At 74.3% G+C, this 25,513-nt stretch carries 20 protein-coding genes and 1 pseudogene; 8 read left to right on the top strand and 13 right to left on the bottom strand.

The genetic code is table 11. From position 1 onward, the window contains the following. Nucleotides 1–22: 22 nt before the first annotated feature. Complete coding sequence (locus FH969_RS01895) at nucleotides 23–1,579, bottom strand: AAA family ATPase (protein WP_139985727.1); 1,557 nt, start codon at nucleotides 1,577–1,579, stop codon at nucleotides 23–25. A 759-nt stretch (nucleotides 1,580–2,338) separates the two neighbouring features. On the opposite strand from FH969_RS01895, the gene FH969_RS01890 reads away from it, so the two are divergent. The 3 genes from FH969_RS01890 to FH969_RS01880 are packed head-to-tail and all read left to right on the top strand — an operon-like array spanning nucleotide 2,339 to nucleotide 6,056. Beyond that, complete coding sequence (locus FH969_RS01890; protein ID WP_139985725.1) at nucleotides 2,339–3,706, top strand: acetyl-CoA C-acetyltransferase; 1,368 nt, start codon at nucleotides 2,339–2,341, stop codon at nucleotides 3,704–3,706. Nucleotides 3,707–3,708: 2 nt separating this feature from the next. After that, on the top strand, nucleotides 3,709–5,067 hold the full coding sequence (locus FH969_RS01885; protein ID WP_139985762.1) for a 3-oxoacyl-ACP reductase: 1,359 nt from the start codon (nucleotides 3,709–3,711) through the stop codon (nucleotides 5,065–5,067). Next, nucleotides 5,064–6,056 carry a MaoC/PaaZ C-terminal domain-containing protein gene (locus FH969_RS01880; protein WP_234417859.1) on the top strand — a complete coding sequence of 331 codons (993 nt, stop codon included), beginning with the start codon at nucleotides 5,064–5,066 and terminating at the stop codon, nucleotides 6,054–6,056. Before FH969_RS01885 ends, FH969_RS01880 begins: the two co-directional genes overlap by 4 nt. A 727-nt stretch (nucleotides 6,057–6,783) precedes the next feature. Here the strand turns inward: FH969_RS01880 and FH969_RS15565 are convergent. Then, complete coding sequence (locus FH969_RS15565) at nucleotides 6,784–7,182, bottom strand: hypothetical protein (RefSeq protein ID WP_246071643.1); 399 nt, start codon at nucleotides 7,180–7,182, stop codon at nucleotides 6,784–6,786. Here FH969_RS15565 and FH969_RS16110 point away from each other — a divergent pair. Beyond that, a pseudogene (locus FH969_RS16110) lies at nucleotides 7,064–7,633 on the top strand (phosphotransferase); the annotation flags it as partial. The gene FH969_RS15565 and the pseudogene FH969_RS16110 sit on opposite strands and share 119 nt — an antisense overlap. 191 nt (nucleotides 7,634–7,824) lie before the next feature. After that, the gene (locus FH969_RS15060) at nucleotides 7,825–7,968 is read left to right on the top strand and encodes a hypothetical protein (protein ID WP_180359621.1); all 144 of its coding nucleotides are present in this window, start codon (nucleotides 7,825–7,827) and stop codon (nucleotides 7,966–7,968) included. 13 nt (nucleotides 7,969–7,981) lie between these two features. Here the strand turns inward: FH969_RS15060 and FH969_RS01870 are convergent, their stop codons facing one another. The 3 genes from FH969_RS01870 to purS all read right to left on the bottom strand — a co-directional run bounded on the left by FH969_RS01870 (nucleotide 7,982) and on the right by purS (nucleotide 10,814). Then, entirely contained in the window at nucleotides 7,982–9,748 is a 1,767-nt protein-coding gene (locus tag FH969_RS01870; RefSeq protein WP_139985723.1) for an AMP-binding protein, read from the bottom strand. A 71-nt stretch (nucleotides 9,749–9,819) separates the two neighbouring features. Further along, entirely contained in the window at nucleotides 9,820–10,566 is a 747-nt protein-coding gene (gene purQ, locus FH969_RS01865) for a phosphoribosylformylglycinamidine synthase subunit PurQ (RefSeq protein WP_139985722.1), read from the bottom strand. Beyond that, complete coding sequence (gene purS, locus FH969_RS01860; RefSeq protein ID WP_108718357.1) at nucleotides 10,566–10,814, bottom strand: phosphoribosylformylglycinamidine synthase subunit PurS; 249 nt, start codon at nucleotides 10,812–10,814, stop codon at nucleotides 10,566–10,568. Before purS ends, purQ begins: the two co-directional genes overlap by 1 nt. Before the next feature lie 113 nt (nucleotides 10,815–10,927). On the opposite strand from purS, the gene FH969_RS01855 reads away from it, so the two are divergent. After that, entirely contained in the window at nucleotides 10,928–12,793 is a 1,866-nt protein-coding gene (locus FH969_RS01855) for a TNT domain-containing protein (RefSeq protein WP_139985720.1), read from the top strand. Between the two features lie 86 nt (nucleotides 12,794–12,879). Here FH969_RS01855 and FH969_RS01850 read toward each other — a convergent pair whose 3' ends face one another. Both FH969_RS01850 and FH969_RS01845 read right to left on the bottom strand, forming a co-directional pair. Further along, nucleotides 12,880–13,857 (bottom strand): phosphoribosylaminoimidazolesuccinocarboxamide synthase, encoded by a 978-nt coding sequence (locus FH969_RS01850; protein WP_139985718.1) that lies wholly within the window; start codon nucleotides 13,855–13,857, stop codon nucleotides 12,880–12,882. Beyond that, the gene (locus FH969_RS01845) at nucleotides 13,854–15,488 is read right to left on the bottom strand and encodes an MFS transporter (RefSeq protein WP_180359620.1); all 1,635 of its coding nucleotides are present in this window, start codon (nucleotides 15,486–15,488) and stop codon (nucleotides 13,854–13,856) included. Before FH969_RS01845 ends, FH969_RS01850 begins: the two co-directional genes overlap by 4 nt. 115 nt (nucleotides 15,489–15,603) lie before the next feature. On the opposite strand from FH969_RS01845, the gene gndA reads away from it, so the two are divergent. Beyond that, on the top strand, nucleotides 15,604–17,058 hold the full coding sequence (gndA, locus tag FH969_RS01840) for an NADP-dependent phosphogluconate dehydrogenase (RefSeq protein ID WP_218975232.1): 1,455 nt from the start codon (nucleotides 15,604–15,606) through the stop codon (nucleotides 17,056–17,058). Between the two features lie 727 nt (nucleotides 17,059–17,785). Here the strand turns inward: gndA and FH969_RS01835 are convergent. From FH969_RS01835 to FH969_RS01810, 6 genes are all read right to left on the bottom strand, one after another. Next, nucleotides 17,786–18,259, bottom strand: coding sequence for a contact-dependent growth inhibition system immunity protein (locus FH969_RS01835; protein WP_139985712.1), 474 nt, complete (start codon nucleotides 18,257–18,259; stop codon nucleotides 17,786–17,788). Then, nucleotides 18,256–19,512 (bottom strand): putative T7SS-secreted protein, encoded by a 1,257-nt coding sequence (locus FH969_RS01830; RefSeq protein WP_139985710.1) that lies wholly within the window; start codon nucleotides 19,510–19,512, stop codon nucleotides 18,256–18,258. The genes FH969_RS01835 and FH969_RS01830 overlap by 4 nt, the downstream gene beginning before the upstream one ends. Further along, the gene (locus FH969_RS01825) at nucleotides 19,509–19,835 is read right to left on the bottom strand and encodes a hypothetical protein (RefSeq protein ID WP_139985708.1); all 327 of its coding nucleotides are present in this window, start codon (nucleotides 19,833–19,835) and stop codon (nucleotides 19,509–19,511) included. Before FH969_RS01825 ends, FH969_RS01830 begins: the two co-directional genes overlap by 4 nt. 165 nt (nucleotides 19,836–20,000) lie before the next feature. Next, nucleotides 20,001–20,312: a hypothetical protein gene (locus FH969_RS01820; protein WP_139985706.1), complete on the bottom strand. Its 312-nt coding sequence runs from the start codon at nucleotides 20,310–20,312 to the stop codon at nucleotides 20,001–20,003. 147 nt (nucleotides 20,313–20,459) lie between these two features. Beyond that, nucleotides 20,460–21,605, bottom strand: coding sequence for a dimethylsulfone monooxygenase SfnG (sfnG, locus tag FH969_RS01815; RefSeq protein WP_139985704.1), 1,146 nt, complete (start codon nucleotides 21,603–21,605; stop codon nucleotides 20,460–20,462). Nucleotides 21,606–21,808: 203 nt separating this feature from the next. Continuing rightward, nucleotides 21,809–23,683, bottom strand: coding sequence for a phosphoenolpyruvate carboxykinase (GTP) (locus FH969_RS01810; RefSeq protein WP_180359623.1), 1,875 nt, complete (start codon nucleotides 23,681–23,683; stop codon nucleotides 21,809–21,811). 231 nt (nucleotides 23,684–23,914) lie between these two features. Between FH969_RS01810 and FH969_RS01805 the strand changes: the two genes are divergently transcribed. Continuing rightward, nucleotides 23,915–25,495, top strand: a complete 1,581-nt coding sequence (locus FH969_RS01805; RefSeq protein ID WP_139985700.1) for a helix-turn-helix domain-containing protein — start codon at nucleotides 23,915–23,917, stop codon at nucleotides 25,493–25,495. Nucleotides 25,496–25,513: the final 18 nt, after the last annotated feature.

Raw genomic sequence — 25,513 nt, 5'->3', positions numbered from 1 at the left:
CCCTACGCCCGCTAGCCCAGGGCTAGAGGTACAGCCCGGCCGAGGGCTGCACGCTCTCCTTGACCGCGCCGCCTGCCGGGAGATCCTGCGGCAGCAGCGTACGCACGACGTCGGCGCTCGGGTCGGTCAGCGCGACGACGCGGACGGCCTGCAGCGCCGTCGCCTCCTCGAAGACGTTTCGCACGAAGCGTCCATTGCCGAACCTGCGCGGGCGCACCCGCGGCAGCAGCGCGCGCACCGCCTGCTCCACCCCCCACGCCAGCGTGAACCCCGCCTCGGTCGCGACGAGCCGGAAGATCGCCCACAGCGCGTCGTCGTCGTAGTCGGCGAACTCGACCGTGGTGGGGAAGCGCGACGCGAGCCCCGGGTTGGCGTCCACAAACCGTCGCATCTCCTCGGGGTAACCCGCGGCGACGACGACGAGATCCTCGCGCAGGTCCTCCATCCCCTTGAGCAGGGTCGCCACGGCCTCGTGCCCGAAGTCGCGATGGGAGTCACGCGGCACCAGTGAGTACGCCTCGTCGATGAACAGCACGCCGCCGAGCGCCCGCTCGAGCACGGCCCGCACCCGCGGCGCGGTCTGCCCGATGTACTCCCCCACCAGGTCGGCGCGGCTCACCTCGACGAGCTGCCCACGGCTGAGCAGTCCCTGCTGGGCGTAGATCCGCGCCACGATGCGCGCCACGGTCGTCTTCGCCGTGCCGGGGTTGCCCACGAACAGCAGGTGCCGGGATCGACCCGTGTCCGGCATCCCGACCCGGCGCCGCATCACCTCGGCCCGCGCCTCCGCGAGCAGCCTCGTAACCTGCTGCTTCACCGGTGCGAGGCCGATCAGCCGGTCGAGGTCGCCCACCGGATCGCCGATCTCGACCTCCTCGACGTGCCCGACGGCGAGCTCGCCGTCGTCGTTCGCACGTGCGGCCAGGGGGCGCGGCGGGCGGCCGGGGTCGGCATCGTCCTCGCAGCCCTCGCCACCGTCGGGGTCTGCGCCCGCGTCGAGCGTCCGGGACGCCGCCGCGGCCCGGTCCGCGAGCGCCCGCTCGAGCGGGTTCCGCCCGCGCCGCACCGTGTGCACCTCCTCGAGGTCCTCGACGAACGGGAAGAGGGGCACGACGTCGGGCATCCGCGTCGGGCTCTCGGGGATCGAGACGGCGTACCCGGACACCCCCGAGCCGAGCGCGGCGACGCGCCTGGCGAGCTCGACCTCCCCCGCCTGCATCGCGCGCACGAGGTAGGTACGCACGTGCGCGCGCACCGTCGCGGCGTCGAACCCCGCAGCCCGAGCCCGCAGCGCGGCCTCGACGTCCGCGGCCACCCCGGGCAGCGCCAGGTCCAGCAGGGGCGGAACCTCGCGGCGCCCGACGGCGAGCAGCGAGTCCGCCACGAACGTCGCCGTTCCGAAGTCGCGCCTCGTGACCGGGTCGAGGACGCGGGTGACGGCGGCGAGGCCCTGGTAGGCCCACGCCAGCGCGTCAGCCGGCCCGGCGACCTCGGGCAGGACCGAGTAGAACGCGTCGTCGAGGTCGTTGCGCCAGTAGCGGTCGACGTCGTCCGGGACCCCGCGACGTGCAGTCGCCACAGGCTCTCGTCCTCGCGGATGTGCGTCCACGCCCTGCGGAGCGCGCTCGCGCGCGCCTCGAGCTGGGGGACCCGCGCGTACGCGTCGAGCAGCGCGACCTGGAGCTCGATCGCGACCTCGCGGTCCCAGCCGTCGACCACGGCCCAGCTCAGAAGGTTGGTCGGCCACCGCGTAGCGACCTCGTAGTAGCGGTAGAGCCGCTGGCGGGCGGGGATCGCACCGGGCTTCAGCCAGGGCGCAACGCGGTCCCACGGGAAGCGCGCGTGGACTCCCGCGAAGATCGGGACGACCCCCGCGAGGAACGCCGCGGACTCCCACGCGACCGGAACGAGGCGCGGCGTGCCCTCGATGTAGGTGCCGCTCGTAGCGGGCACGCGTGACGTGGCGCGCTCGTCGACCAGCAGGCGAGTCAATGTCTCGTCCGCGTGGACGAGTCGCGGCCCGGTGCGCTTTGACTGGAGGGGTGTTCGCATTGACTGGCCAGATCGCGACTCGGTGTGGGCCGGGTGGTATCGCCGCAGGTCAGCGGGGTGCGCGTGCGGCGGCCGGAGACCCGACCAGTCAAAGTGACCGCGCCTCCAGTCAAAGCGTCTGAGCGGCAGGCCGCCCGGGCCGCCCACCGCTCCCTGCCCGCGCGCTGCCGGACGCCCCGCCCTCCCCGGCCGCCCGATCAGCCCTGCCGACCTCGCCCGATATCCCGTACTGTGGGTACTAGGCACTTTGCCCGCCGTAGAGCCACGAGCCACCGAGAGGTCGTCGATGACCAGCGCCCCGTCCTACTCCCCCACCGCCTCCCCCACTGCCTCGTCCGCGGGCTCAGCCCGCCCGACGCCGAACGGCACCGCCGTCGTCGTCGGCGGCAACCGGATCCCGTTCGCAAAGGCGGGCGGCGCCTACGCGGGCGCCTCGAACCTCGACATGCTCACGAGCACGATCGACGGCCTCGCCGCCCGGTTTGGCCTCGCCGGCGCCCGGCTTGACGAGGTCCGTGCGGGCGCCGTGCTCGCGCACAGCCGGGACTTCAACCTCGCCCGCGAGGCCGTCCTCGGCTCCTCGCTGGACGCGACCACCCCGGCCGTCACCCTCCAGCGCGCGTGCGCGACGAGCATCGAGGCCGCGTGGGACGTGGCCAACAAGGTGACCCTCGGCCAGATCGAGGTGGGCGTCGCCGCGGGCGTGGACTCGACGTCGGACGCCCCGATCGTGGTCTCCGAGCGCCTGCGCCGGGTGCTGCTGCGGCTGGGCCGCGCGCGCTCGGTGCCGGAGAAGCTCAAGCTGCTCGGCCAGCTGCGTCCTGCGGACCTCGCGCCCGTCGCGCCGAACGTCAACGAGCCGCGCACGCACCTGTCGATGGGCGAGCACCAGGCGCTCACCAACCTGCAGTGGCAGGTCACCCGCGAGGCTCAGGACGCCGTCGCCCTCGCCTCCCACCACCACCTCGCGCAGGCGTGGCAGGACGGCCTGTTCGACGACCTCGTCACCCCCTACCGCGGCCTCACCCGCGACGCGGCGCTGCGGCCCGAGACCACCGCCGAGGCGCTCGCCGGGCTGCGCACCGTCTTCGGCAACGACCAGCCGAACCCCACGATGACGGCCGGCAACTCCACCCCGCTGTCGGACGGTGCGGCCGCCGTGCTCATCGCCTCGCCCGAGTGGGCCGCGCAGCGCCAACTGCCCGCGCTGGCCCGGATCGTCGACGCCGAGGCCGCCGCCGTCGACTTCGTCCGCGGCGAGGACGGGCTGCTCATGGGCGGCGCGTTCGCCGTCCCGCGGCTGCTGGCCCGCCAGGGGCTCGGCCTCGACGACATCGACCTCGTCGAGATCCACGAGGCGTTCGCCGGCGTCGTGGTCGCCACGACGACCGCCTGGGCGGACGAGGCCTTCGCCGCCGAGCGCCTCGGGCTCCCCGCGCTCGGGACGCTCGACCCGGCCCGGCTCAACGTCGCCGGCTCCTCGCTCGCTGCGGGCCACCCGTTCGCCGCGACCGGCGCGCGGATCGTGGCGACGCTCGCAACCCTGCTGGCCCGACGGCGAGCCGCCGACCCCGAGCGCGAGGCACCGTTCCGCGGGGTCATCTCGGTCTGCGCCGCGGGCGGCCAGGCCGTCGCGATGCTGCTGGAGGCGTGAGCATGGCCAAGGTTCCTGCGCCCCTGCGCGGCGTGCAGCAGCAGGTCGGGCGCACCCTGACGAAGGCGCTCGGCCTCACCGAGCCGGTCTCGCTGCGCCGCACCGACCCCGACCACGTCGACGTGCCGCTCGCGAGCGGACCGGTGCTCGTGGTCGGGACCGGCCCCGACGCCGACGCCCTCGCGACCGCCCTGCTCGGCTGGGGCGTCGACGTGCGGCGGCACTCCCCGCAGGTCGGCGCGCCCGCGCAGCAGCGCTGGGGCGCCGTGGTCGCGGTGCTGACCGACCTCGAGTCGCCGGGCGAGGAGGCCGAGGCGGTGCTCGCCGTCGCCGGCGTGCTGCGCGACCTCGCGCGGTGCGCCCGGGTCGTCACGCTCTCGCGGCTGCCACGCCCCGACGACACCCCCGCCCGCTCCGCGGCCCGCGCCGGCGTGGAGGGCCTCGTCCGCTCGCTCGGCAAGGAGCTGCGCGCGGGCGCGACGGCGAACGGCCTCCAGCTCGCCGACGGCGTCGACGTCGCGGCGCCGGCCGTCCTCGGAGCGCTGCGCTTCCTCGTCTCGGCCCGGTCCGCGTTCGTGGACGGCCAGCTGCTGCCGATCACGTCCGACGGCGTGGCCCCCGCGGACTGGACGCGACCGCTCGAGGGGCTCGTCGCCGTCGTGACCGGTGCGGCACGCGGGATCGGCGCAGAGACGGTGCGCGTGCTCGCGCGCGACGGCGCCCACGTGCTCGGCGTCGACGTGCCGGCCGCGGGCGAGGGCCTGGCGCGCACGATGAACGCGGTGGGCGGCATCGCGCTGCAGCTCGACATCACGGCGCCCGACGCGGGCGAGCGGATCCTGGACCGTGCCGAGCGCGCGTTCGGCGGGCTCGACGTGCTCGTGCACAACGCGGGCATCCTGCGGGACAAGCTGCTCGCGAACATGTCGCCCGAGCAGTGGACGAGCGTCGTGGGGGTCAACCTCGCGGCGCAGCTCGCGATCACGCAGACCCTCGCCGCGCGCGTGCCGGACCTCGTGCAGGTGTCGCTCGCCTCGACGTCGGGCATCGCGGGCAACCGCGGGCAGACCAACTACGGGTACTCCAAGGCGGGCGTGATCGGCGCGACGCAGGCGTGGGCGCCCGTGCTCGCGGCCGGCGGCGGGCGCGCCAACGCGGTGGCGCCAGGGTTCATCGAGACCGAGATGACGTCCTCGATCCCGGCCGTGCCGCGGGAGATCTCCCGCCGCGCGAGCTCGCTGGGACAGGGCGGCAAGCCCGTCGACGTGGCCGAGGCGATCGCGTTCCTCGCCTCGCCGCAGGCCGGCGGGGTCAACGGCGCCGTGCTGCGGGTGTGCGGGCAGAACCTGGTCGGGCGATGAGCGGCGAGACGCTCGACGGCGGCGCGTTCGACGGCGGGTCGACGGCCGGCGCCCCGACCCGCGTCGACCACCTCGCCGCGCTCCCGGCCACCGGGCCGCTGTACGCCGGCGCGCTCGCGCGGGCCGGTCGCGCGATGGTCGCGACCGCCTCGGTCGGGGAAGGTCTGCCCGACCGGGCGCTCCGCGTCGCCGACGTGCACCTGGACCGCGCCCGGCTGGACGCCTACTGCCGGCTGATCGGCGAGACCGCGGGCGAGGCAGCTCCCCCGGGCTTCGTCCACGTCACGCTCTTCCCGCTGCAGCTCGCGCTCATGGGCCGCGCGGACTTCCCGCTGCCGATGCTCGGCATGGTGCACGTCGCCAACCGCGTCGAGCAGCTGCGGGCCGTGCGCACCGACGACGCGCTCGTCGCCACCACGTGGGCGCGCGACCTCGTCGGCCGCCCCGTCGGCTCCGGCGACCGCCTGGGCACGCAGGTCGAGCTCGTCACCGAGGCGCGCGTCGGCCGGCCCGACGGCGAGCTCGTCTGGCAGGGCGTGTCGACCTACCTCGCCAAGGGCGTGCAGCTGCCCGACCTCGCGCTCCTCGACCGGCCCGAGCGCCCGGCCTTCAGCCCGCCCGTGCCCACCGGGGGATGGACGACGGCGAAGCTCACCTCGCGCGAGTACGCCACGGTCTCCGGGGACCGCAACCCCATCCACACCCACGCCCTTGCGGCGCGCGCGTTCGGGTTCCGCGGGACCATCGCTCACGGCATGGACACCGCTGCGCGGGCGCTCGCGGCCCTCGGCCCGCTGCGCGGCGAGGCGTTCACCTGGACGGCGGAGTTCGCTGCGCCCGTCCCGGTGCCCGGGCGGGTAGCGCTGCGGCTCGAGCGCGCGGAGGACCTCGACGTGACAGCCGGCGGCGTGCGGCCCGGCTGGTCGATGACCGCCTGGGACCCGCGCCGGGGAGCGCTGCACCTGCGCTCGGCGCTCGCGCTCGCCTGATCCGTCCCGGGCAGCCCTCCCTGAGCACCCGCCACCCGCGCCCGCATCTCACGATGCGAGACTCCTGGCGGTCCCTGTCCACCACTTTCGTCCACAGGGCTGTGCGCGACGGCGCAGTTCGGCGCCCCGCGGTGTGGAGAAGCTTGGGGACGCGCTGTGGACGCAGATCCGGTCCCCAAACCGGTTGCGGAGCGCCCCGGACGGGAGCACGCTCTCCCTACTCGCACAGCACCGAGGCTGATCGACCGGGAGACCGGACGAACGGCGCAGGAGTTGGACGGGTCGGGTGAACCACCCCGCGCCGGTCCGCCGGAGCGAGACGGCTCACCCGAGGTGACCGACAGGTCGCCGAGCTCGGTGGGAGACCACCAGGACGCCCGACCCGCGTCCGGCTCGGCCGACACCGGACACCGCCCCGCGGTGCGGTGGGTCCTCGGACTCTCAGCACCTCCCGTCGCCGGGTCAGGGCGACGGACCGGGCGAACGACCCGCTTCGGCGGAACGTTCGAACCGCCGGACCGCACCTCACGGCGCGGACCCGCGGGACCGGACCCCGCGGCCCCAGGGCCAGCAGGGATCCGATCGCCGGTGCGGTACACGAAGGCCCCTCCGAACGCTATTCGGAGGGGCCTTCGGCTTGTCCGGGACCAGGCTCGCAAATGCGCCGGGGCGAGGTCCAGGAGGCGCGCCGGAGATCACACCCGGGGTCTGCGCCCGTCAGCGCCTGTCAGCGCGCCGCCGCGACAGTGATGGACCGCCGGTGGACGGCCAGGCCCATGACCGGACCGGGGTCCAGCATCGGGCCGGCTCGGTACGCTCGACGGGCGTCCTCCCCCGCGTCGCCGTCGACGCCTCGCGTGCTCCCGACCACCGACCAGCTCGTCGAGATCGTCGCGCCGCTAACCGCCGAGCGCGGCGCCGTGGTCGAGGTGACGCGACTGACCGGCGGGATGTTCGCCGTCGCGCACACGCTCGAGTTCGCGGACGGCTCGCGCGCCGTGATCAAGGTGAGCGACGCCGACCCGGCGCGGCTGTGCCGGTACGAGGTGGGCATCGCGCGGACCGAGGCCGAGACCTTCGAGGTGCTCGGCGAGCGCGGGTTGCCGGTCCCCGCGGTGCTCCTCACCGACTTCTCGCGGGAGCGGTTCGTGGCGGACGTCGTGGTGACCAGCCACCTGGCCGGTACCCCGTGGAACGTGGCCGGGCTCGACGAGGCGAGCGACGCCGTCGTGCGCCGCGAGCTGGGCGGGCTGATGGCGCGGCTGCACCGGGTCGGGGCGCCCGCGTTCGGCTACCCCGCGCCGGAGGCCGGGCTGCGCGCGGCGGACTGGCGCACCGCGTTCACGCTCATGGTCGAGGGCGTGCTCCAGGACGCCGCCGACACGGGCACCGAGGTGTCCGCGGACGCGGTTCGCGCGGCGCTCGCGCGGCACGGCGGGGCGCTCGACGTCGTGACCCGGGCGGCGATCGTGCACAACGACCTGTGGCCGGCCAACCTGTTCCTCGACGTCGGGAGCGACGCGGGCGGCGACGAGGGCAGCAGCGCGGCCGACGGCGAGCGCGAGCCGCGGATCGTCGGCCTCATCGACACCGAGCGCACCGTGTGGGGCGACCCGTTGCTCGACCTCGTCGGCGCCGACCAGTTCGGCCTGTGGCACGTCGACCCCGACCTGCTCGCCGGGAACACCGCCGCGGGCGGCGTGCTCGCGGCGGAGCTGGCCTCGCCCACCGGGGCCGCGCGGTTCGCCCTCTACCGGCTGTATCCCTCGTGCTCGTCGCGGAGATCCCGATCCGCGGCTACGAGGGCGAGTGGGTGGCCGGGCACCGCTCGGCCGCCGAGGCGGTCCTCGCGGCCGCGCTCGACCTGGTCGCCGAGCCCGCGATCACCGCGCTGCCCGACGCCGAGCGGTAGCGGTCGGGCGGGTTCAGGCGGCCGCCTGCGGGCTGCCGCTGCCACCGCCGGCCGCACCGTGTCCGTGCCCGCCGTGGCCCCCGTGGACGCCCGGCACGGCCGCGGCCACGCGCTCGAGCAGGTCCTCGCGAACCACGCGGCGCAGCACCTTCCCGATCAGCGAGCGCGGCAGCTCGGGCAGGACCACCACGTCGCGCGGCACCGCGTAGCCCGCGAGCCGCGACGAGGCCCACTCCCGCACCTGCGCGAGGGTGAGGGTGGGCACCGAGCCGTCGAGCACGACGGCGGCCACCACCTTCTCCCCCAGGTCGCCCGCCGGCATGCCCACCACGGCGACGTCCGCGACCCCGGGCATCTGCCGGAGCCGGTCCTCGACCTGCGACGGGTACACCTTGAACCCGCCGGTCACGATCATCTCCTTGATGCGGTCCACGAGCGTGACGAACCCGTCCTCGCCCACGACGACGATGTCGCCGGTGCGCACCCAGTCGCCCTCGAGCAGCTGGTGCGCCGTCTCCTCAGGGCGGTTCCAGTACCCGGCGAACACCTGCGGACCCTGGATGAGCAGCTCACCGCGCTCGCCCTGGGGCACCTCCTCGAGCGTGTCCGGGTCGACGACCCGGATCGAGGTGGCCGGGAACGGGATGCCGAGCGCCCCCGGCCGCCGGGCCTCCGACGCCGGGTTGCCGAGCGCGACGGGGGCCGTCTCCGTCATGCCGTAGCCCTCGATGGCGTAGCCGCCGGTCGCGTCCTCCCATGCCGTCGCGGTCTCCGCCGGCAGGGGCATCGCGCCGGAGAAGGCGAACGAGAACGAGGTGAGGTCGACGCCCTGGGCGCGGGCCGCCGTCGTGAACCGGTCGATCATCGGCGGGACGGCGGGCAGGAACGTGCCCGGCCGGCGCTTCTGCGCGGCGATCATCGCGGCGGGGTCGAACTTCGGGAAGACGACGAGCGTGGCGCCCGTACGCACGCCGTAGACGAGGCACAGCGTGAGCCCGAACGCGTGGAAGAACGGCAGCGCGCCGTACACGGTCTCGGTGCCGCCGCGCACGGCCGTCCACTCCTGGCACTGCGCGGCGTTGGCGACGAGGTTGCGGTGCAGCAGCACGGCGGCCTTCGGCGTGCCCGTGGTGCCGCCGGTGTACTGCAGGAGCGCGACGTCGTCGGGCGCAGGGTAGGGGTGCTCGGCACGCAGGGGCGTGGCGGCCAGGACGTCCTTCCAGCGCCGCACGCCGCGCGGGACCGGGCCGCGCAGGGCCGCGCGCTGCTCGCGGGCCGCGCGGATCGGCACGCGCAGCGCGAGCCGGGAGGTCCGCGGCAGGTCGGCCGAGAGGTCGACGGCGATCACCGTCTCGAGCGCGCTGCTCGCCTGGGCCTCGAGCGCGGCCGGCACGACCTTCTCCCACACGAGCGCGAACCGCGAGCCGGAGTCCGCGATCTGGTGCGTGAGCTCCTCGGTGGAGTACGTGGGGTTGTGCTCGACGACGATCGCCCCGATCCGCAGCACGGCGTAGAAGGCGACGACGTGCGTGGTGCAGTTGGGCAGCGCGATCGCGACGCGGTCGCCGGGCCGCACGCCCAGGTCCAGGAGGCCCTGGGCGGCGCGGGCGACGTCGGCGGAGAGCTCGGCGTACGTGCGGGTGGCGCCGAGGAAGTCCACGGCGATCCGGTCGGGCCAGCGGTAGGCCGCGTCACGCAGCTGGTCGGGGACGGACGTCGCGAGGACGTTGGGCCAGGAACCGGCCAGGCGCAGGGGTGGGAAGGTGGTGTCGCCGCTCACTACGTCAGCGTAACTTACGCAACCGTAGGTTTTCCTGTGAAGGAGGTCCCGCTCCGTGGTGTCGAGCGGACTCAGGCGGTGGCGAGCAGCGAGCTGATCGCGGACGTGAAGAACCGCAGCCCGTCGAGGCCCGACCGGGGGCCGGCGCTCGCGTCCGGGCCGAACCCGGGCTCGACGGCGTGCTCCGGGTGCGGCATGAGGCCCACCACGTTGCCGCGCTCGTTCGTGATCCCCGCGATGTCGCGGCGGGAGCCGTTCGGGTTGCCGCCGACGTAGCGGAACACCACGCGCCCCTCGGCCTCGAGCTCGTCCAGCGTCCGCTCGTCCGCGACGTACTGGCCGTCCTGGTTCTTCAGCGGGATGACGATCTCCTCGCCCGCGGCGAACTGCGACGTCCACGCGGTGGCGGTGTTCTCCACGCGCAGACCCTGGTCCCGGCAGAGGAAGTGCAGGTGGTCGTTCTTGATCATCGAGCCGGGCAGCAGGTGCGACTCGGTCAGCATCTGGAAGCCGTTGCAGATCCCGAGCACTGGCAGACCGCCGCGCGCCGCGTCCACGACGGCGTTCATCGCCGGGGCGAACCGGGCGATCGCGCCGGCCCGCAGGTAGTCGCCGTAGGAGAACCCGCCCGGCAGCACGACGGCGTCCACGCCGTGGAGGTCGGGGTCGCCGTGCCACAGCGTGACGGGCGTGGCGCCCGCGAGCCGGACGGCGCGTGCCGCGTCGCGGTCGTCGAGCGTGCCGGGGAAGGTGATGACCCCGATCCGGGCGCCGACGGCGGCGCCGGTGCCGCGCTCCACGGCTGGCTGCTGCGCCATCAGGCTTCCTCGGCGACGCGGACGACGTCCTCGATCACCGGGTTGGACAGGACGGTCTCCGCGGCGCGACGCACCTCGGCGAGCAGGTCCTCGGTCACCGGACCGTCCACCGTGAGCTCGAACCGCTTGCCCTGGCGGACCTGGCTGATGCCGGTGAAGCCGAGCCGGGGCAGCGCCCCGTTCACCGCCTTGCCCTGGGGGTCCAGGATCTCGGGCTTGGGCATGACCTCGACGACGATGCGCGGCATGGTTCGCTTCCGACGGAGCAAAGGGGGGCGGCTCCGATCGTACCGGGCGCGCTGGGCCGAGACACCTGTGCACACAGCCGCGCGGTCACGCGACGCGGTGACAAGATGGCCCCATGAGCGTGAGCCCCGAGGACCCGCAGGCGCCTGCCGTTCCGCCGCCGCCCGCCCGCTCGATCTGGGCAGCCCCGCTGCCCACGCCGTCGGAGCCCGAAGCGGCGTCGGAGCCGGAAGAGGCGTCGGATCCCGAAGCGGCGTCGGAGCGGGACGCGGCGTCGGAGCCGGAAGAGGCGTCGGATCCCGAGGCGGCGTCCGCTTCTGACGAGCCCGCCGCGCCGGCCGAGGTGACCGAGTCCTCGTGGGGTGAACCGCAGACGTCCGAGCCGGTCGACACCACGCTGCCAATCGACGCCGTCCGCCCGCAGGGCGAGGCCGTCGAGGCGGAGCCGGCGCCCGCGCCGGAGGTGGAGACCCAGCCCTGGCCGACGCCGGAGCCCGCCCCTGCTCCCGCTGCGGAGGAGGAGTCTGCGCCGGCGTCCGAGTCGCAGGCCGCCTTTGAGCCGGAGCCGGCCCCTGAAGCAGAGCCCGCTCCCGAGCCCACCCCCGAGCCCGAACCCGAGCCCACACCCGAGCTCGAGCCCACGCCCGAGCCCACCCCTGAGCCCGAGCCCACCCCTGAGCCCGAGCCCACCCCCGAGCCCGAGCCCACCCCTGAGCCCGAGCCGGCTCCCGAGCCCGAGCCGGCACCCGAGCCCGAGCCGGCGCCCACGCCGATCCTCGACCCGGCGCCGAGCCAGGCGCCCTCGTGGTACCCCGCTCCCCCGGCGCCGCCCGAGCCCACCCCGGCCCCGCCGCTCTCCCGTGAGGAGCAGCTGCTCGCGGCCGCCGTCGCTCCGCTCCCCGCCCTCGCGGCCGGCGCCGCCGCCCGCGGCGTGGACTGGCAGTCCGCGAACGTCGAGTGGTCGCAGTCCGGCCCGCAGCACTCCGGCCGGGCGTACCTCACGTCGTCGAACGCCGGCATCGTCCGCCTGGACCTGCCCGACGAGACGGTCGCGGCGCTCGCCCAGCTCCGCGCGGAGCTCGCCACCCCCGAGCGCGGTGCGTGGCTGTCCGCGCTCGTCGGCGTCACGCCCGACGGCGGCCGCACCGTCACGTACGAGTGGGACGCGCGCCCGTACTGGAACGCCACCGGCGTGCGCATGGTGCCGCAGGCTGCGGACGCGGTGCCCGCCGTCGCGATTCCCGACGACGAGCAGTGGCTCGCCGACCTGCAGACCTACCCCCGCTCGCCCGAGCACCTGCCGGAGTGGCTGCGGAACTCGACCGCGAACCCGGGCGCGGCGTTCGCCGAGCTCGCGCGCCGCTTCGAGCAGGTCGGCTACCCGCGTGAGGCCGTGGTGCTGCCCGGCGTCGCGGGCGACGGCCAGACCCCGCTCGAGGGCGCGATGGAGGTGCGCCAGAGCGGCGCCCGTCGGTACGAGATCGGTGTACGGGACTACGGCACGTTCGAGCCGTTCGCGTCCGTGCCCACCGAGCGCGAGGCGTGCGAGTGGCTGTGGAGCTACCTGTCCGCGGCCCCGCCCGTGGCGACGGCCGTGCCCCGCTACGACCTCGAGCAGCGCTCGGCCTCCTACCGCCCCGCCTACGCGCAGCTGTACGCGCAGCTGCAGGCGGGCGGCGGCGCGACCCTCACGGTGCTGCCGCCCGGCGTGGCGCTGGACCGGATCGGCGCGCTCGACGGCGTGTTCCTGTTCCCCTGGGCGACGCCGATGCCGAACCGCTCGTTGCCGCCCGTGACGAGCAGCAACGCGCGGCTCTACCAGTTCGTGACGATGCAGCCGCTGCACGTCGAGGCCGAGATCGTCCAGCCCTGGTTCGGTCAGCCCGGCGGCTCGCTGCGATTCCGGATCGCGGCGGACAACACCGGCGTGCGCCAGCTCCTGCGTGGCGGCCAGCTCGTCGAGGTGACCGTCGGTCCCTGACCGAGGCTCCGCCGTCGAGACCGGGCACGGTCGCCGCCGGTCGGCGACGGCACGTGGCCGCGCGCGACCCACCGCGGCGGGCGGCGTCAGACCCAGCGCCGCCCGGTGAGCCGCTCGTAGGCCTCCACGTACCGCGCCCGCGTGCGCTCGACGACGTCGTCCGGCAGGGCCGGCGGTGGCGCGTCGGACGCGCGGTCCCACCCGGACGCGGGCGACGTGAGCCAGTCGCGCACGAACTGCTTGTCGAAGCTCGCCTGACTGCCGCCGGGCCGCCAGGTCGCGGCGTCCCAGAAGCGCGAGGAGTCGGGCGTGAGCACCTCGTCGCCGAGCACGAGGTCCGGACCGTGCGGGTCGGCGCCGAGCTCGATCTTCGTGTCCGCGAGCACGATGCCGCGGTCCGCCGCGATCTCCTCGGCGCGCGTGTAGAGCGCGAGGGTGGTCGCGCGCAGGCGGTGCGCGACGTCGTCGCCCACCATCTCGACCACGCGCTCGAAGGTGACGTTCTCGTCGTGCTCGCCCATCGCGGCCTTCGCGGCCGGCGTGAACAGGGGCGCCGGCAGCGGCGAGCCGTCCACCAGGCCCTCGGGCAACGGCAGCCCGCACACCGAGCGGCTCTCCCGGTACTCGACCAGGCCCGAGCCCGTGAGGTAGCCGCGCGCCACGCACTCCACCGGGTACATCTCGAGCCGCCGGCACACCATGGCGCGCCCGGCGACCGACTCGGGCACGTCGAGCGAGACGAGGTGGTGCGGCACGACGTCGGCCAGCCGCTCGAACCACCACACCGACAGCGCGGTGAGGATCGCGCCCTTGTCCGGGATCGGGGTCGAGAGCACGTGGTCGTACGCGGAGATGCGGTCGCTCGCGACCACGAGGACGACGTCGTCGCCCCAGTCCGGGTTGTCGGGCGTCGGCACGTAGAGCTCGCGGACCTTGCCCGCGGCGACGTGCCGCCATCCCGGGAGGGGTGCGTTCGCCGTCGTGCCTCCCGCCGCGCTCGGGCCGGTGGCGGAGGGGTCGACGGCCGGCTGGCCGGCGGGGCTGGGCGCGCTGGGCTGGCTCACGCGGGAAGTCTCGCAGAGCCCGGGCCCGCGCGTCGCGCCACGAGCACCGTGGCCACCGCCAGCGCGAGGCACAGCAGGAACGCGGCCGCGAACGAGGTTCGGCCCGAGCCCACCGAGGCGAACACGAGACCCGTCACGGCCGTGATCGCGGACCCGCCCACAGCGTCGGAGATCGACAGCGCCGAGGAGTTCAGGCCCTGGTCGCGGGGGGTGGAGTACGCGAGCACGAGGGTGGACAGCCGCGGCATCGCGAGCCCCATCCCGATCCCGCCCACGAGCCACCCGACCAGGGCGCCGGGCACGCCGAGGTCCGCGAGCGCCGTCGTGATCTGGATCGCGACGCCGGCGGTGACGAAGCACGCCCCGGCGACCAGCAGCCGGCCCGACGCGACGCGCCCGCCGAGCCGCGCCTGCGTCATCGAGCCGAGGAACCACGCGATCGCGCCGACGGTCAGCACGAGGCCCGCGTTGCCGGGCGTGAGCCCGTACTCACGCTGCAGCATCAGCGGGAGATACACCTCGGTGCCGAAGTACGCAGCGGCGAGCGTGCCGCGCGCCAGCACGGTCGCGGGCAGGCCGCGCCCGGCGAGCAGCGTGCGCGGCGGGAGCAGCGGACGCACCGCGAGGGCCACGACGGCGAGCCCGCCCGCCGCGAGCAGCCACGCCACCGGCGAGGGCAGCAGCTCGGACGTGCTGCCCGTACCGACCAGTGCGAGCGCGACGACGACGGCGAGCAGGACGGCGAGGACGGTGCTCGGGGCGTTCCAGCCGGGGGTGGGGTCGGGGGTCGCTGCTGCGTCGGCGTCGGCGTCGGCGTCGGCGGCGGGTGCTGCCGGGGCGTCGGGGGCGAGCTCGGCGGCGGCGCTCGCACCGACCGCGGCGCCCTCCGGCGGGACGCCGAGCACTGCGGGCCGGGAGTCGTCCGTCGGCGTGCCCTGCGCTCCGGACGGGCCGGTCGCGGCCGCGCTCTCCGCCGCGCGCTCGGCCTCGATCTCGCGCAGGCTGCGCAGCACGGGCAGGAGCAGCGCGAGCGCGGGCACGATGAGCAGCGCGACGCCGAGGAACACCCAGTGCCAGCTCCACACGTCGGCGATGACCCCGGCGAGCAGCGGCCCGATCATCGACGGGAGCACCCAGCCCGCGGAGAACAGCCCGAACACGCGGGGGTGCAGCGGCGTGGGGAACGCGCGCGCGACGAGCACGTAGAGCGTCACGGTGATCGCGCCGGAGCCGAGTCCCTGGAGGAAGCGGCCGAGCACGAGCACCGGCATCTGCTCGGCGGTGCCGGCCACGACGAGTCCGACCACGAAAACGCCGGTCGCGGTGACGAGCGGGAGTGCGGGTCCACTGCGGTCGCTCCACCGGCCCGAGACCACCATGGCGATGACCGACGCCGCGAGCGTCGCGGAGAACGCCACGCTGTACAGCCGCGCGCCGTCGAGGTCCTCGGCCACCACGGGCATCACGGTCGTCACGGCCATCGCCTCGAACGCGGCCAGCAGCACGAGCGCGAGGGAGCCGAGGCTCGTCCAGCGCAGCCGGGGGTCCCACAGGGACGTCGGCGCGGGCCGACGCCCCGCCGAAGGTGCGGTGCGTCCAGGGCTGCCGCTCGCCGTCGTGCCGCCCGTCATGCGTGCCGTCCCTCCTGGCCCACCTCGCGCGCGCCGACCATCCATCGTGCCACCGGCGCACCGGAGTCGCGCAGGCGCGAGACGCCCCGGCGCACGCGCGCGCTCCTCGGGCAGAATGGCGACCATGACTGAGGCTGTGGCTGACATCGGAGTGACCGGTCTTGCGGTGATGGGCTCGAACCTGGCCCGGAACCTGGCGCGCAACGGGTACACCGTCGCGCTGCACAACCGCTCGTGGTCCAAGACCGCCGCGCTGCTCGAGGCGCACGGGTCCGACGGCGAGTTCGTCGCGAGCGAGTCCGTCGCCGACTTCGTGGCCTCGCTCAAGCGGCCGCGGACCGTCCTCATCATGGTGAAGGCCGGTGCGGCGACCGACGCGGTCATCGAGGAGCTGACGCAGCACCTCGAGCCCGGCGACATCATCGTCGACGGCGGCAACGCGCACTTCCCGGACACGATCCGCCGCGAGAAGGACCTGTCCGCGCGCGGGTTCCACTTCGTCGGCACCGGGGTCTCCGGTGGCGAGGAGGGGGCGCTGAACGGCCCGGCGATCATGCCCGGCGGCACCCGCGAGGCCTACGACACCCTCGGCCCGATGCTCGAGAAGATCTCCGCGCACGTGGATGGCGTGCCCTGCTGCACCTACATCGGCCCGGACGGCGCGGGGCACTACGTGAAGATGGTGCACAACGGCATCGAGTACGCCGACATGCAGCTCATCGCCGAGGCGTACGACCTGCTGCGCACCGCGCTCGGGCTGTCCGCGGCGGAGATCGGGGAGATCTTCGCCGACTGGAACACGGGCGACCTCGAGTCCTACCTCATCGAGATCACCGCGACCGTCCTCGCGCACACGGACGCCGAGACGGGCAAGGCGTTCGTCGACGTGGTGGCCGACCAGGCCGAGCAGAAGGGCACCGGCCGCTGGACGGTGCAGTCCGCGCTCGACCTCGGGGTCCCCATCACGGGCATCGCCGAGGCGACGTTCGCCCGGGCGCTGTCCGGCTCCGTGCCGCAGCGCGAGGCGGCGCGGGCCGCCGACCTCGCCGCCGCGACCGCCGGCTGGGACGTGCCCGACCGCGACGCGTTCATCGAGGACGTGCGCCGCGCGCTGTACGCCTCCAAGGTGGTGGCCTACTCGCAGGGGTTCGACCAGATCGCCGCCGCCTCCGCCGAGCACGGCTGGGACGTGGACCGCGGCGCGTGCGCGCGGATCTGGCGCGGCGGCTGCATCATCCGCGCCCGCTTCCTCAACCGGATCACCGAGGCCTACGAGCGCGACGCGAACCTCCCGCTGCTCATCGCCGACGAGTACTTCGCGTCCGCCGTGTCGAACGGCGTGGAGTCGTGGCGCCGCGTGGTGTCCCAGGCCGCGCTCAACGGCGTGCCGGTGCCGGCGTTTGCGTCGTCGCTCGCGTACTACGACGGCGTGCGGGCCGAGCACCTGCCAGCCGCGCTCATCCAGGCGCAGCGCGACTTCTTCGGCGCGCACACCTACCACCGGGTGGACAAGGACGGCGTGTTCCACACCGAGTGGTCGGCCGACCGCAGCGAGACCCAGCAGTCCTGAGGCCGCTCGGCCGGGCCCGGTTCCGCGCGGCGGGGCCGGGCCCGCTTCACGTCGGGAGGGCCGGAGCCCGCGCTGGGAGGGGGCCATCCAGCGCAATCGGGCCCGCATCGAGGGCGATCTCGCGGTCTGTCGGTGCACTTTGACTGGTCGCCCGTGCGCTCTGACTGGTCAGATCCCCGACGCGCCTCCAGCCATGGCGCTGACCTGCGCAAACGCTCAGCGGACTCGGGCCGAATGCGATCCGGCCAGTCAAAGTGACGCGGCCACCAGTCAAAGTGTCAGAGAGCTCGGCGGGGCGGCGGCTGGGGATCACGCCAGACGCCCTCCGGGGACGGAGAACGGACGTCTCCGGGACCGACCAGAGGACGCTGAGGGTCTGTTCGGAACGGGTGGGCTGTGCGAGGGCGCCTACACGTACAGTGTCGACTCGCCAGGTGTGCTGGAGTGCCGGACCGAGGATGGTGGGTCGTTCCTGACGGAGCGGAACCCGTTGTACGAGCGGGGGCTGTGGTTCGCCCTCGTTGCCGGCATCGTCACCGTTCTGCACCTGCTGCCGTGGACCCGCATCGTGCGACGACTCAGTCGGACGAGTGAGTCCGAGGTCGAGCCCAGATAGGCGGAAGCCTCCTCGCGGGTGGGCACCATGGCCTCCGGGCCGGGTCTCGCGCCGGCGCCGCGCTCCGCTCAGCCTCGTTCCGCGCTGCGGGGCCCGGCCCGCTCGCGCGCGTCAGTCCCTCAGGCGCGCGAGGAAGTCCGCAACCGTGCGGGCAAGCACGTCGCCCTCGCCGAGCACCGGGTAGTCCGGATCGGTGGGATCGAGGCGGGTCACGACGTCGCGCAGCGCCTGGGCGTGCACGGGGTTGCCCCGCCAGTAGGGCGCAGGCACCGCGAGGACGGCCATGAGCAGGTCGCCGGGGTAGAAGTCACCCTCGGCCAACGGGTTCTCGCCCAGGACCCCGAGCGCCAGCGGAACGGTGACGGGCAGCGCGACCTGCTGCGCGACCAGCAGGCGCAGCGCCTCGGCGTCGAGATCGACCAACGGGACCGAGCGCAGTGCGTGGGCGGTGCGAACGAGCCGCGAGGCGTCCTCGGGTGCCGGCGGCCAGGCCGGGGGGTCCAGCTCGTCCAGCGTGCGAGCCCCGAGCTCGCGCGCGACGGCGCGCAGCGCCTCGCCGCCCTGCTCGGGCGAGTCGTTCGTCATGGCCACGGCAGATACCCCTTCGAGTGGTCGAACAGCCTGCTCGCCTCGGACAGCTCCTCCTGGGCGGCCTGCCTCGCCTCGGGCGAGAGTCTCGAGTCGCCGAGCATGCGCTTGAGCTTCGCAATCCGGTTCCACAGGCCCTGCTGGGCGTTCCTGACCTCCTGCACGTGGTCCCAGGGCGTGCCGTCGGACTTCCGCGCCACCACCTCACCGGCCCGTTCGCGGCGCGCGGAGTCCAGGTCGCGCTCGGTGAGGTGCTCCTTCTGGCGGTCGGTCGGTGTGCCGCGTTCGCCCTTCGTGGAGGGCCCGGACTCCGACGCGCGGGACTCCATCACCTCCACGCGCGAGTCCGAACCGGCGTGCTGCGCGAGCGACGTCGTGGCCGCCGCGGTCATCGTGGCTCCGGCCGCGATCACCCCGGCGGCCGCGATGTTGATCGGGACGCCGGCCAGCGCGCCGACGCCGGTGGCGTCGAGCGCCACACCGCCCACCTCGCCGGTGCCGCCGAGCACCATGAGGGCGATGCCGCCGAGGAACGCGGCGGTCTCCCCCGGGTGCTCGATCATCGCGTTGCCGAACGAGGCCACCGAGTTCACGACGGCGGCGGAGACGTCGTAGGCGCGCTCACCGAGCCACGTCGCCGCGTCGCCGAGCGCGTCACCGGCCTTGTCGAGCCAGGACGGCTCCTCGGGTGCGTCCGCGAGCGCGGCCCGCACACTCGCGGCGGCCGTATCCCCGGCTCGCACGAGCGACTCGCGCGCGCCCTGGAGCGTCTCGCGCGCCTCGGCCCGCACCGCCTCGCCGGGATCGCTGAACGGCGGGAGCGGCGTGGGCGCCGTGCCGCCGGTCCGCTGCGCCTCGGCGAGGTCACGGTTGTACCGGTCCACGCCGTCGTTGTAGCGCGTGATGGCGGCGTCGGTCAGCGCGTCGCCCTCCGCGTACCGGGCGATCGCGTCCCGGGCCTTGCCCTGCGCCCACTGCAGCGTGTTCGTATAGGAGTCCACGGCGCTGGCGGCATCCTCGAACGCCACCGACGCGTCGGACCACCGCGAGGTCTGCGCGTGATAGGTGGTGCGGAAGGCGTCGGCAGCGTCGCCGTGCCAGCCCGCATCGGTGGTGATCCCGCTGAGCCCGGTGAACGCGCTCTCGAGCGACTCGGAGAACGCGCGCAGCTCCCACACCCGGTCCGCCATGGTCGAGACGTTCCCGGGAATCAGTGCGACCGGGTCGGTGGTCTCCCCCAGCTCGGTCATCGCGTCGCCGGGTCCTCTCCCGTGTCGCGCCCGATCACACCGGCGAACCCGGCCGCGTACGCCTCGTCGGTCGCCCGGTAGGTGTCGCGCACGTAGACCAGCCGATCGATCACACCGCCCACGTCGTCCAGCAGGTTCGTCACCCCGATCTCCCAGCGCCGGCAGAACTGGCCGAACACGTCGCTCAGCTCGCCGTGCCCGACGTCGGACCCCCCGACCTGCAGGTCCTCCACCTTCTTCGTGGCCATCTGGTCCATCGTGTCGACGATGCCGTTCACGGCGTCGTCGAGCGCCGTGAGGTCCACCCGGAATCCGTCCGTCACGCCGCGCCTCCTCCGGCCTCCGCCCGCCGACCGCCGACGTCGGCGGATCGCCCCCGCGGACGATACTCCGCTCCGCTGCGAGCAACGCTCGCGCTGCACCCCGGGGCGCGTCGGCGGGACGACGGCCCGACGGCCCGACGGCGATGCTCGCCGTCGGGCCCGTGCCTACCTTTCCGGGGGTGGCGCCGGCACGGAGCGGGCGGCGGCCGCGTCGATACGCCCCGCCTCGTGGTCGAGCCACTCGCGGCGGAGCGTCTCGACTCCGATCCCCACCGCGACGAGGCACGCCCCGAGCGGCATGACCGTCCACTGCAGCACCAGCATCGTGCCGCTGAGGAGGGGCACGACGCCGGCCGGGTCGCTACCCGCCAGCCCCGCTACCCAGATGATGAACCGCCCGGAGTACGCGATCAGCACGCCGCCCACCAGGCACAGCAGCACTCCCGCACCGATGAGCTTCGTCGCCCGAGCACTCACCGCGAACCTCCCCCGCCTCGCCGGCACCGACGCCTCACCGTCGAGGCGTCCCGTCAGCACCCTGTCCAGGGCGCGCCCACCGGGAGGCGGGACGGGGGCCCGACGGCGATGCTCGCCGTCGGGCCCTCGTCGTGCGAAAGGTCGTGGTCAGCTCTCGGCGAACACGACCGTCCCGGTGCGCTCGACCTCGGCCTCGAGGTCGGCCTCGAGCTCGCGGACGATCGGCAGCACGCGGGTGCCGAACGCCTCGACCTCCTCGATGAAGTGCAGGAACCCGAGCAGCAGCAGGTTCACGCCGCGCTTCTTGTACTCCACGATCCGCCGCGCCACCTGCTCCGGGTTGCCGATGAGGCGGGTGCGGAAGCCGTCGTTGTACTGCACGAGGTCCTCGAACGAGGAGTCGGCCCACATGCCCTTCTTGTCCGACGTCGCGGCGCCGGCCTGCTGCACCGACCTGCCGAACGCCTTGACCGAGTCGACATCGGCCTTCGCGATGATCTCGCGCAGCTGGTCTTTCGCCTCGGCCTCGGTGTCGCGGACGATCGCGAACCCGTTGAGGCCGAACCGCACGGTGCGGCCGTGCTCGATCGCGACGCGGGTGACGTCGTCGTACTGCTCGGTGAACCCGTCGAAGTCCTTGCCGTTGGAGAAGTACCAGTCGGCGTGGGCGCCGCCGTTGAACCGCGCGGCCGTGGAGTTGCCGCCCTGGAAGATCTCCGGGTGCGGCCGACCCTCGACCGGGTACGGACCGGGGCGCAGGGTGAAGTCGTTGACCCGGTAGAAGTCGCCGTGGAACTGGACGTTCTCCTGCGTCCACAGCGCGCGAAGCACCTCGATGAACTCGGCCGAGCGGCGGTAGCGCTCGTCGTGGTCCAGCCACGGCAGGCCGAGGCGGGTGTACTCGTCCTTGAACCAGCCGGACACCACGTTGACGGCGGCGCGGCCGTGGGAGAACTGGTCCGCGGTGAGGAGGAACTTGGCGAGCACGGCCGGCTCCCAGAGCCCGGGGTGCACGGCGGCGATGACCTTGAGCTTCTCGGTCGCGAGCAGCAGCGCGAGCGAGATCGAGGTGGACTCGTGCTGCTGCGCGGCCCCGTAGGAGGACAGGTAGCGCACCTGGCTCAGGGCGTACTCGAAGCCGACGCGCTCGGCGGTCTGCGCGAGCCGGACGTTGTAGTCCAGGCTCCAGTCGGTGCGCTGCTCGATGGTCGAGACCACCAGCCCGCCCGAGACGTTGGGCACCCAGTAGGCGAACTTCAGCGGCTCACGCACGAGGCGGGCGGAGTCGGACATGGTGTGCTCCTCGGAGACGGCTCCCGCCCGCGCGGGTCACGCGGGCTGGCGGCGAACCTAGCCGCGGGGCCGGGGCGCACGCGCGAGTGAGCGGGGTGTCCCGGATCGTGGACACCCCGCTCGCTGCTCGTCCGCTGCCCGCTGGCCGCTCGCCCGCTGGCCGCTCGCCCGCTGGCCGCTCGCCCGCTACCGCGGGCGGCCCGTCACGCCGGGTCGAGCTCGAGCCGGTCGAGCTGCGCGAGGACCGCCTGCCGAAGCGCGGCCGGCGCACCGAGGTCACCGAGGAACCGGGCGTTGCGGGCGAGCTCGCTGCGCCACGCGACCGGGTCGATCGTGAGGAGTGCGTCGAGGTCGTTCTCGCTCACGTGCAGCCCGCTGAGGTCGAGGTCCTCGTGCGTGGGCAGCACGCCGATGGCCGTGGACCGGCCGCGCGCCGTGCCCTTGACCCGTCCGGCGATCCACGCGATGACGCGCGAGTTCTCCCCGAACCCGGGCCACAGGAACCGACCGGAGGCGTCGCGGCGGAACCAGTTGACGCCGAAAACCGCGGGGGCGCCGTCGCCGAGCGAGCGCCCGACGGCGAGCCAGTGCGCCATGTAGTCGCCCACCGCGTAGCCCGTGAAGGGGAGCATCGCGAACGGGTCCCGGCGCAGCTCACCCACCGTGCCTTCGGCCGCGGCGGTCCGCTCCGAGGCGACGGTCGCGCCCAGCAGCACGCCCGACGTCCACGAGTCCGCCTGCACCACGAGCGGCACGTTCGAGGGGCGGCGTCCGCCGAACAGGATCGCGTCGAGCGGCACGCCGGCGGGGTCGTCCCAGCTCGGCGCCATGGTCGGGCACTGGGCGGCGGCCACGGTGAAGCGCGAGTTGGGGTGCGCGGCGGGCCGGCCCGACTCGGGCGTCCAGTCGTTGCCCTGCCAGTCGGTCAGGTGCGCGGGCACCTCGTCCGTCATGCCCTCCCACCACACGTCGCCGTCGTCGGTCAGCGCCACGTTGGTGAAGATGACGTTCTCGCGCAGCGTCTCCATCGCGATCGGGTTGGTCGACCAGCCGGTGCCGGGCGCGACACCGAAGAAGCCCGCCTCGGGGTTGATCGCGAACAGGCGTCGACGACCCTGCTCGTCCTCGCGCGGCGCGGCCCAGACGATGTCGTCACCGAGGGTCTCCACGCGCCAGCCCGGGATCGTGGGCTGCAGCATCGCGAGGTTGGTCTTTCCGCACGCGGACGGGAACGCGGCGGCGAGGTGCACCGCCTCGCCCTGCGGGGAAGTCGCCCGGATGAGCAGCATGTGCTCCGCGAGCCAGCCCTCCTCACGCCCGAGCACCGAGGCGATCCGCAGCGCGAAGCACTTCTTGCCCAGCAGCGCGTTACCGCCGTAGCCCGAGCCGAAGCTCCAGATCTCCCGGGTCTGGGGGAACTGGACGATGTACTTCTCGTCGTTGCAGGGCCACGGCACGTCCGCCTCACCCGGCGCCAGCGGCGTCCCGACGCTGTGCACCGCGGGCACCCAGTCGGCACCGGCGTCGATCCGGGCCAGTACGTCGGCGCCGATCCGGGTCATGATCCGCATGCTCACCACGACGTACGGCGAGTCCGTGATCTCGACCCCGAAGCGGGCGAGCGGCGAGTCCACCGGACCCATCGAGAACGGGATGACGTACATCGTCCGGCCGGCCATCGCGCCGGCGAACAGGCCGTGCAGCGTCTCGCGCATCTCGGCGGGGTCGCGCCAGTTGTTCGTGGGGCCGGCCTGCACCTCGGTCTCCGCGCAGATGAACGTGCGACCCTCGACGCGGGCGACGTCGCTCGGGGTGGAGCGCGCGAGGTAGGAGCCCGGACGCAGCTCCTCGTTGAGCTTGATGAGGCTGCCGGCGGCGACCATCTCGTCCAGCACGGCCTGGTTCTCGGCGGCGCTGCCGTCGGCCCAGACGATGCGCGACGGCGTGGTCAGCTCCGCGATCTCGGCCACCCACGCGGCGAGGTCGGCGCGCGAGGTGGGCGTGCCGACGACGGCGGGGCTCGCCGTCGGGCGTGCGGGTGCGGTGGTGCGGGACGACGTCGCGGTGGCGCTGGGGATGCCCGACGGCGCGGTTCTGGCCGAGGCAGTGCTGGACGACGTGGCGGCGGGATCGGTGGCGCGCCGGGCGGTGGCGGGGCCGGACAGGGTGGCGGTCACAGGAGTCTCCTTGGTGGAGCGGGCGAGGGGGACGGGGCGGGTGCTGCGACACGTCCAGCGTGCGCGCCTCGCCACCCCTCGACCACCCCGTTCCCGATGCAACTTCAGCGGAAGTTGCACTATGGTCGCGCCATGGCGAACGAGACGGCGCCCAAGCCGTACATCGACCCCGGGAAGTCGCCCGAACCGTCCGGCGCGATCTCCGACACCCTCACGCTCGGCCGACGCCTGCGGCACTTCCGAACCCGCTCGGGCCGCACGCTCGCGAGCCTCGCGGACGCGACCGGCACCACGGCCTCGCAGCTCTCGCACATCGAGAACGGGCGCCGCGAGCCGCGCCTGTCGCTGCTGCAGTCGCTCGCCCGGGAGCTCGGCGTGACGACCGCCGACCTGCTGTCCGACGAGCCCCCGCCGGACCGGCGCGCGCGCCTGGAGATCGAGCTCGCACGGGCGCAGGCGGGAGCGCTGTACCGCGGCCTCGCCGCACCGGTTGTTCGTCCCACGCGCGCCGTCCCCACCGAGGTGCTCGAGTCGCTCATGGCGCTGCACGGCGAGCTCGAACGGCGCGCGCGCGAGTCGGTGGCCACGCCCGAGGAGGCCAGACGCGCGAACACCGAGCTGCGGCTGCACATGCAGCGCCTGGACAACTTCGTGCCGGAGCTGGAGGAGCTCGCCGAGTCGGAGATCCGCAAGGCGGGCTACGACGGTGGCGCCGTCACGCACCGCACGGTCGCGCGGATGGCGCAGCGGCTCGGGTTCACCCTCATCCACACCTCCGACCTGCCGACATCGACCCGGACCGTCACCGACCTGCGCAACGGGCGCATCTACCTGCCGCCGGCGTCCATCCCGGGCGGGCACGGGCTGCGCTCGCTCGCACTGCAGGCGATGGCGCACCGGCTGATCGGCCACGAGCGCCCGACCTCCTACGCCGAGTTCCTCCGCCAACGCCTCGAGATCACCTACTTCGCAGCGGCGGCGCTCGTGCCACTCGGTGCCGCCGTGCCGTTCCTCGAGAACGCCAAGCGCGAGCGGGACGTCGCGATCGAGGACTTCCGCGACACGTTCGGCATCACGCACCAGTTCGCCGCGCAGCGGTTCACCAACCTCGCGACCCGCCACCTCGGGTTTCCCGTGCACTTCGTGTGGGTGAGCGGCGACGGCACGCTCATCCGGGGCTGGGAGAACGACGGCGTGGACTTCCCGCAGGACGCCTGGGGCACGATCGAGGGCCAGACGGTGTGCCGGTACTGGGCGTCGCGGCAGGCGTTCGAGAAGGGCGACCGGACCACCGAGCACCACCAGTACACCGACACCCCGGGCGGGACGTTCTTCAACGCGACGCAAACGGGCTCGGCGGCCGGCACGGTGGCGGGCGCAGCGCCCGGGGCGCCGGCCACGTTCTCGATCACGGTCGGCGTGCCGTTCCAGCACGCGAAGTGGTTCCGCGGCCGGGACACCAAGATCCGCACGCAGTCGCGCTGCCCCGACCCGTCGTGCTGCCGGCGGCCCGACCCCGCGCAGTCGCAGCGGTGGGCCGAGCACGCGTGGCCGAGCGCACAGGTGCACGCGCAGGTGCTGCGCCCGCTGCCGACCGGGACGTTCCCCGGCGTGAGCGACGCCGACATGTACGCGTTCCTCGACCGGCACGCGCCGGCGGCATCGGCGTCGGCGCACGGGGCGGACCCGGTCGCATCCGCCGGCCCGGCCTGACTGCGGCCTGCCCGACGG

This window comes from Miniimonas arenae (assembly GCF_006351005.1).
GTDB classification, from domain to species: domain Bacteria; phylum Actinomycetota; class Actinomycetes; order Actinomycetales; family Beutenbergiaceae; genus Miniimonas; species Miniimonas arenae.
This window is presented reverse-complemented; position numbering and strand designations above follow the sequence as displayed.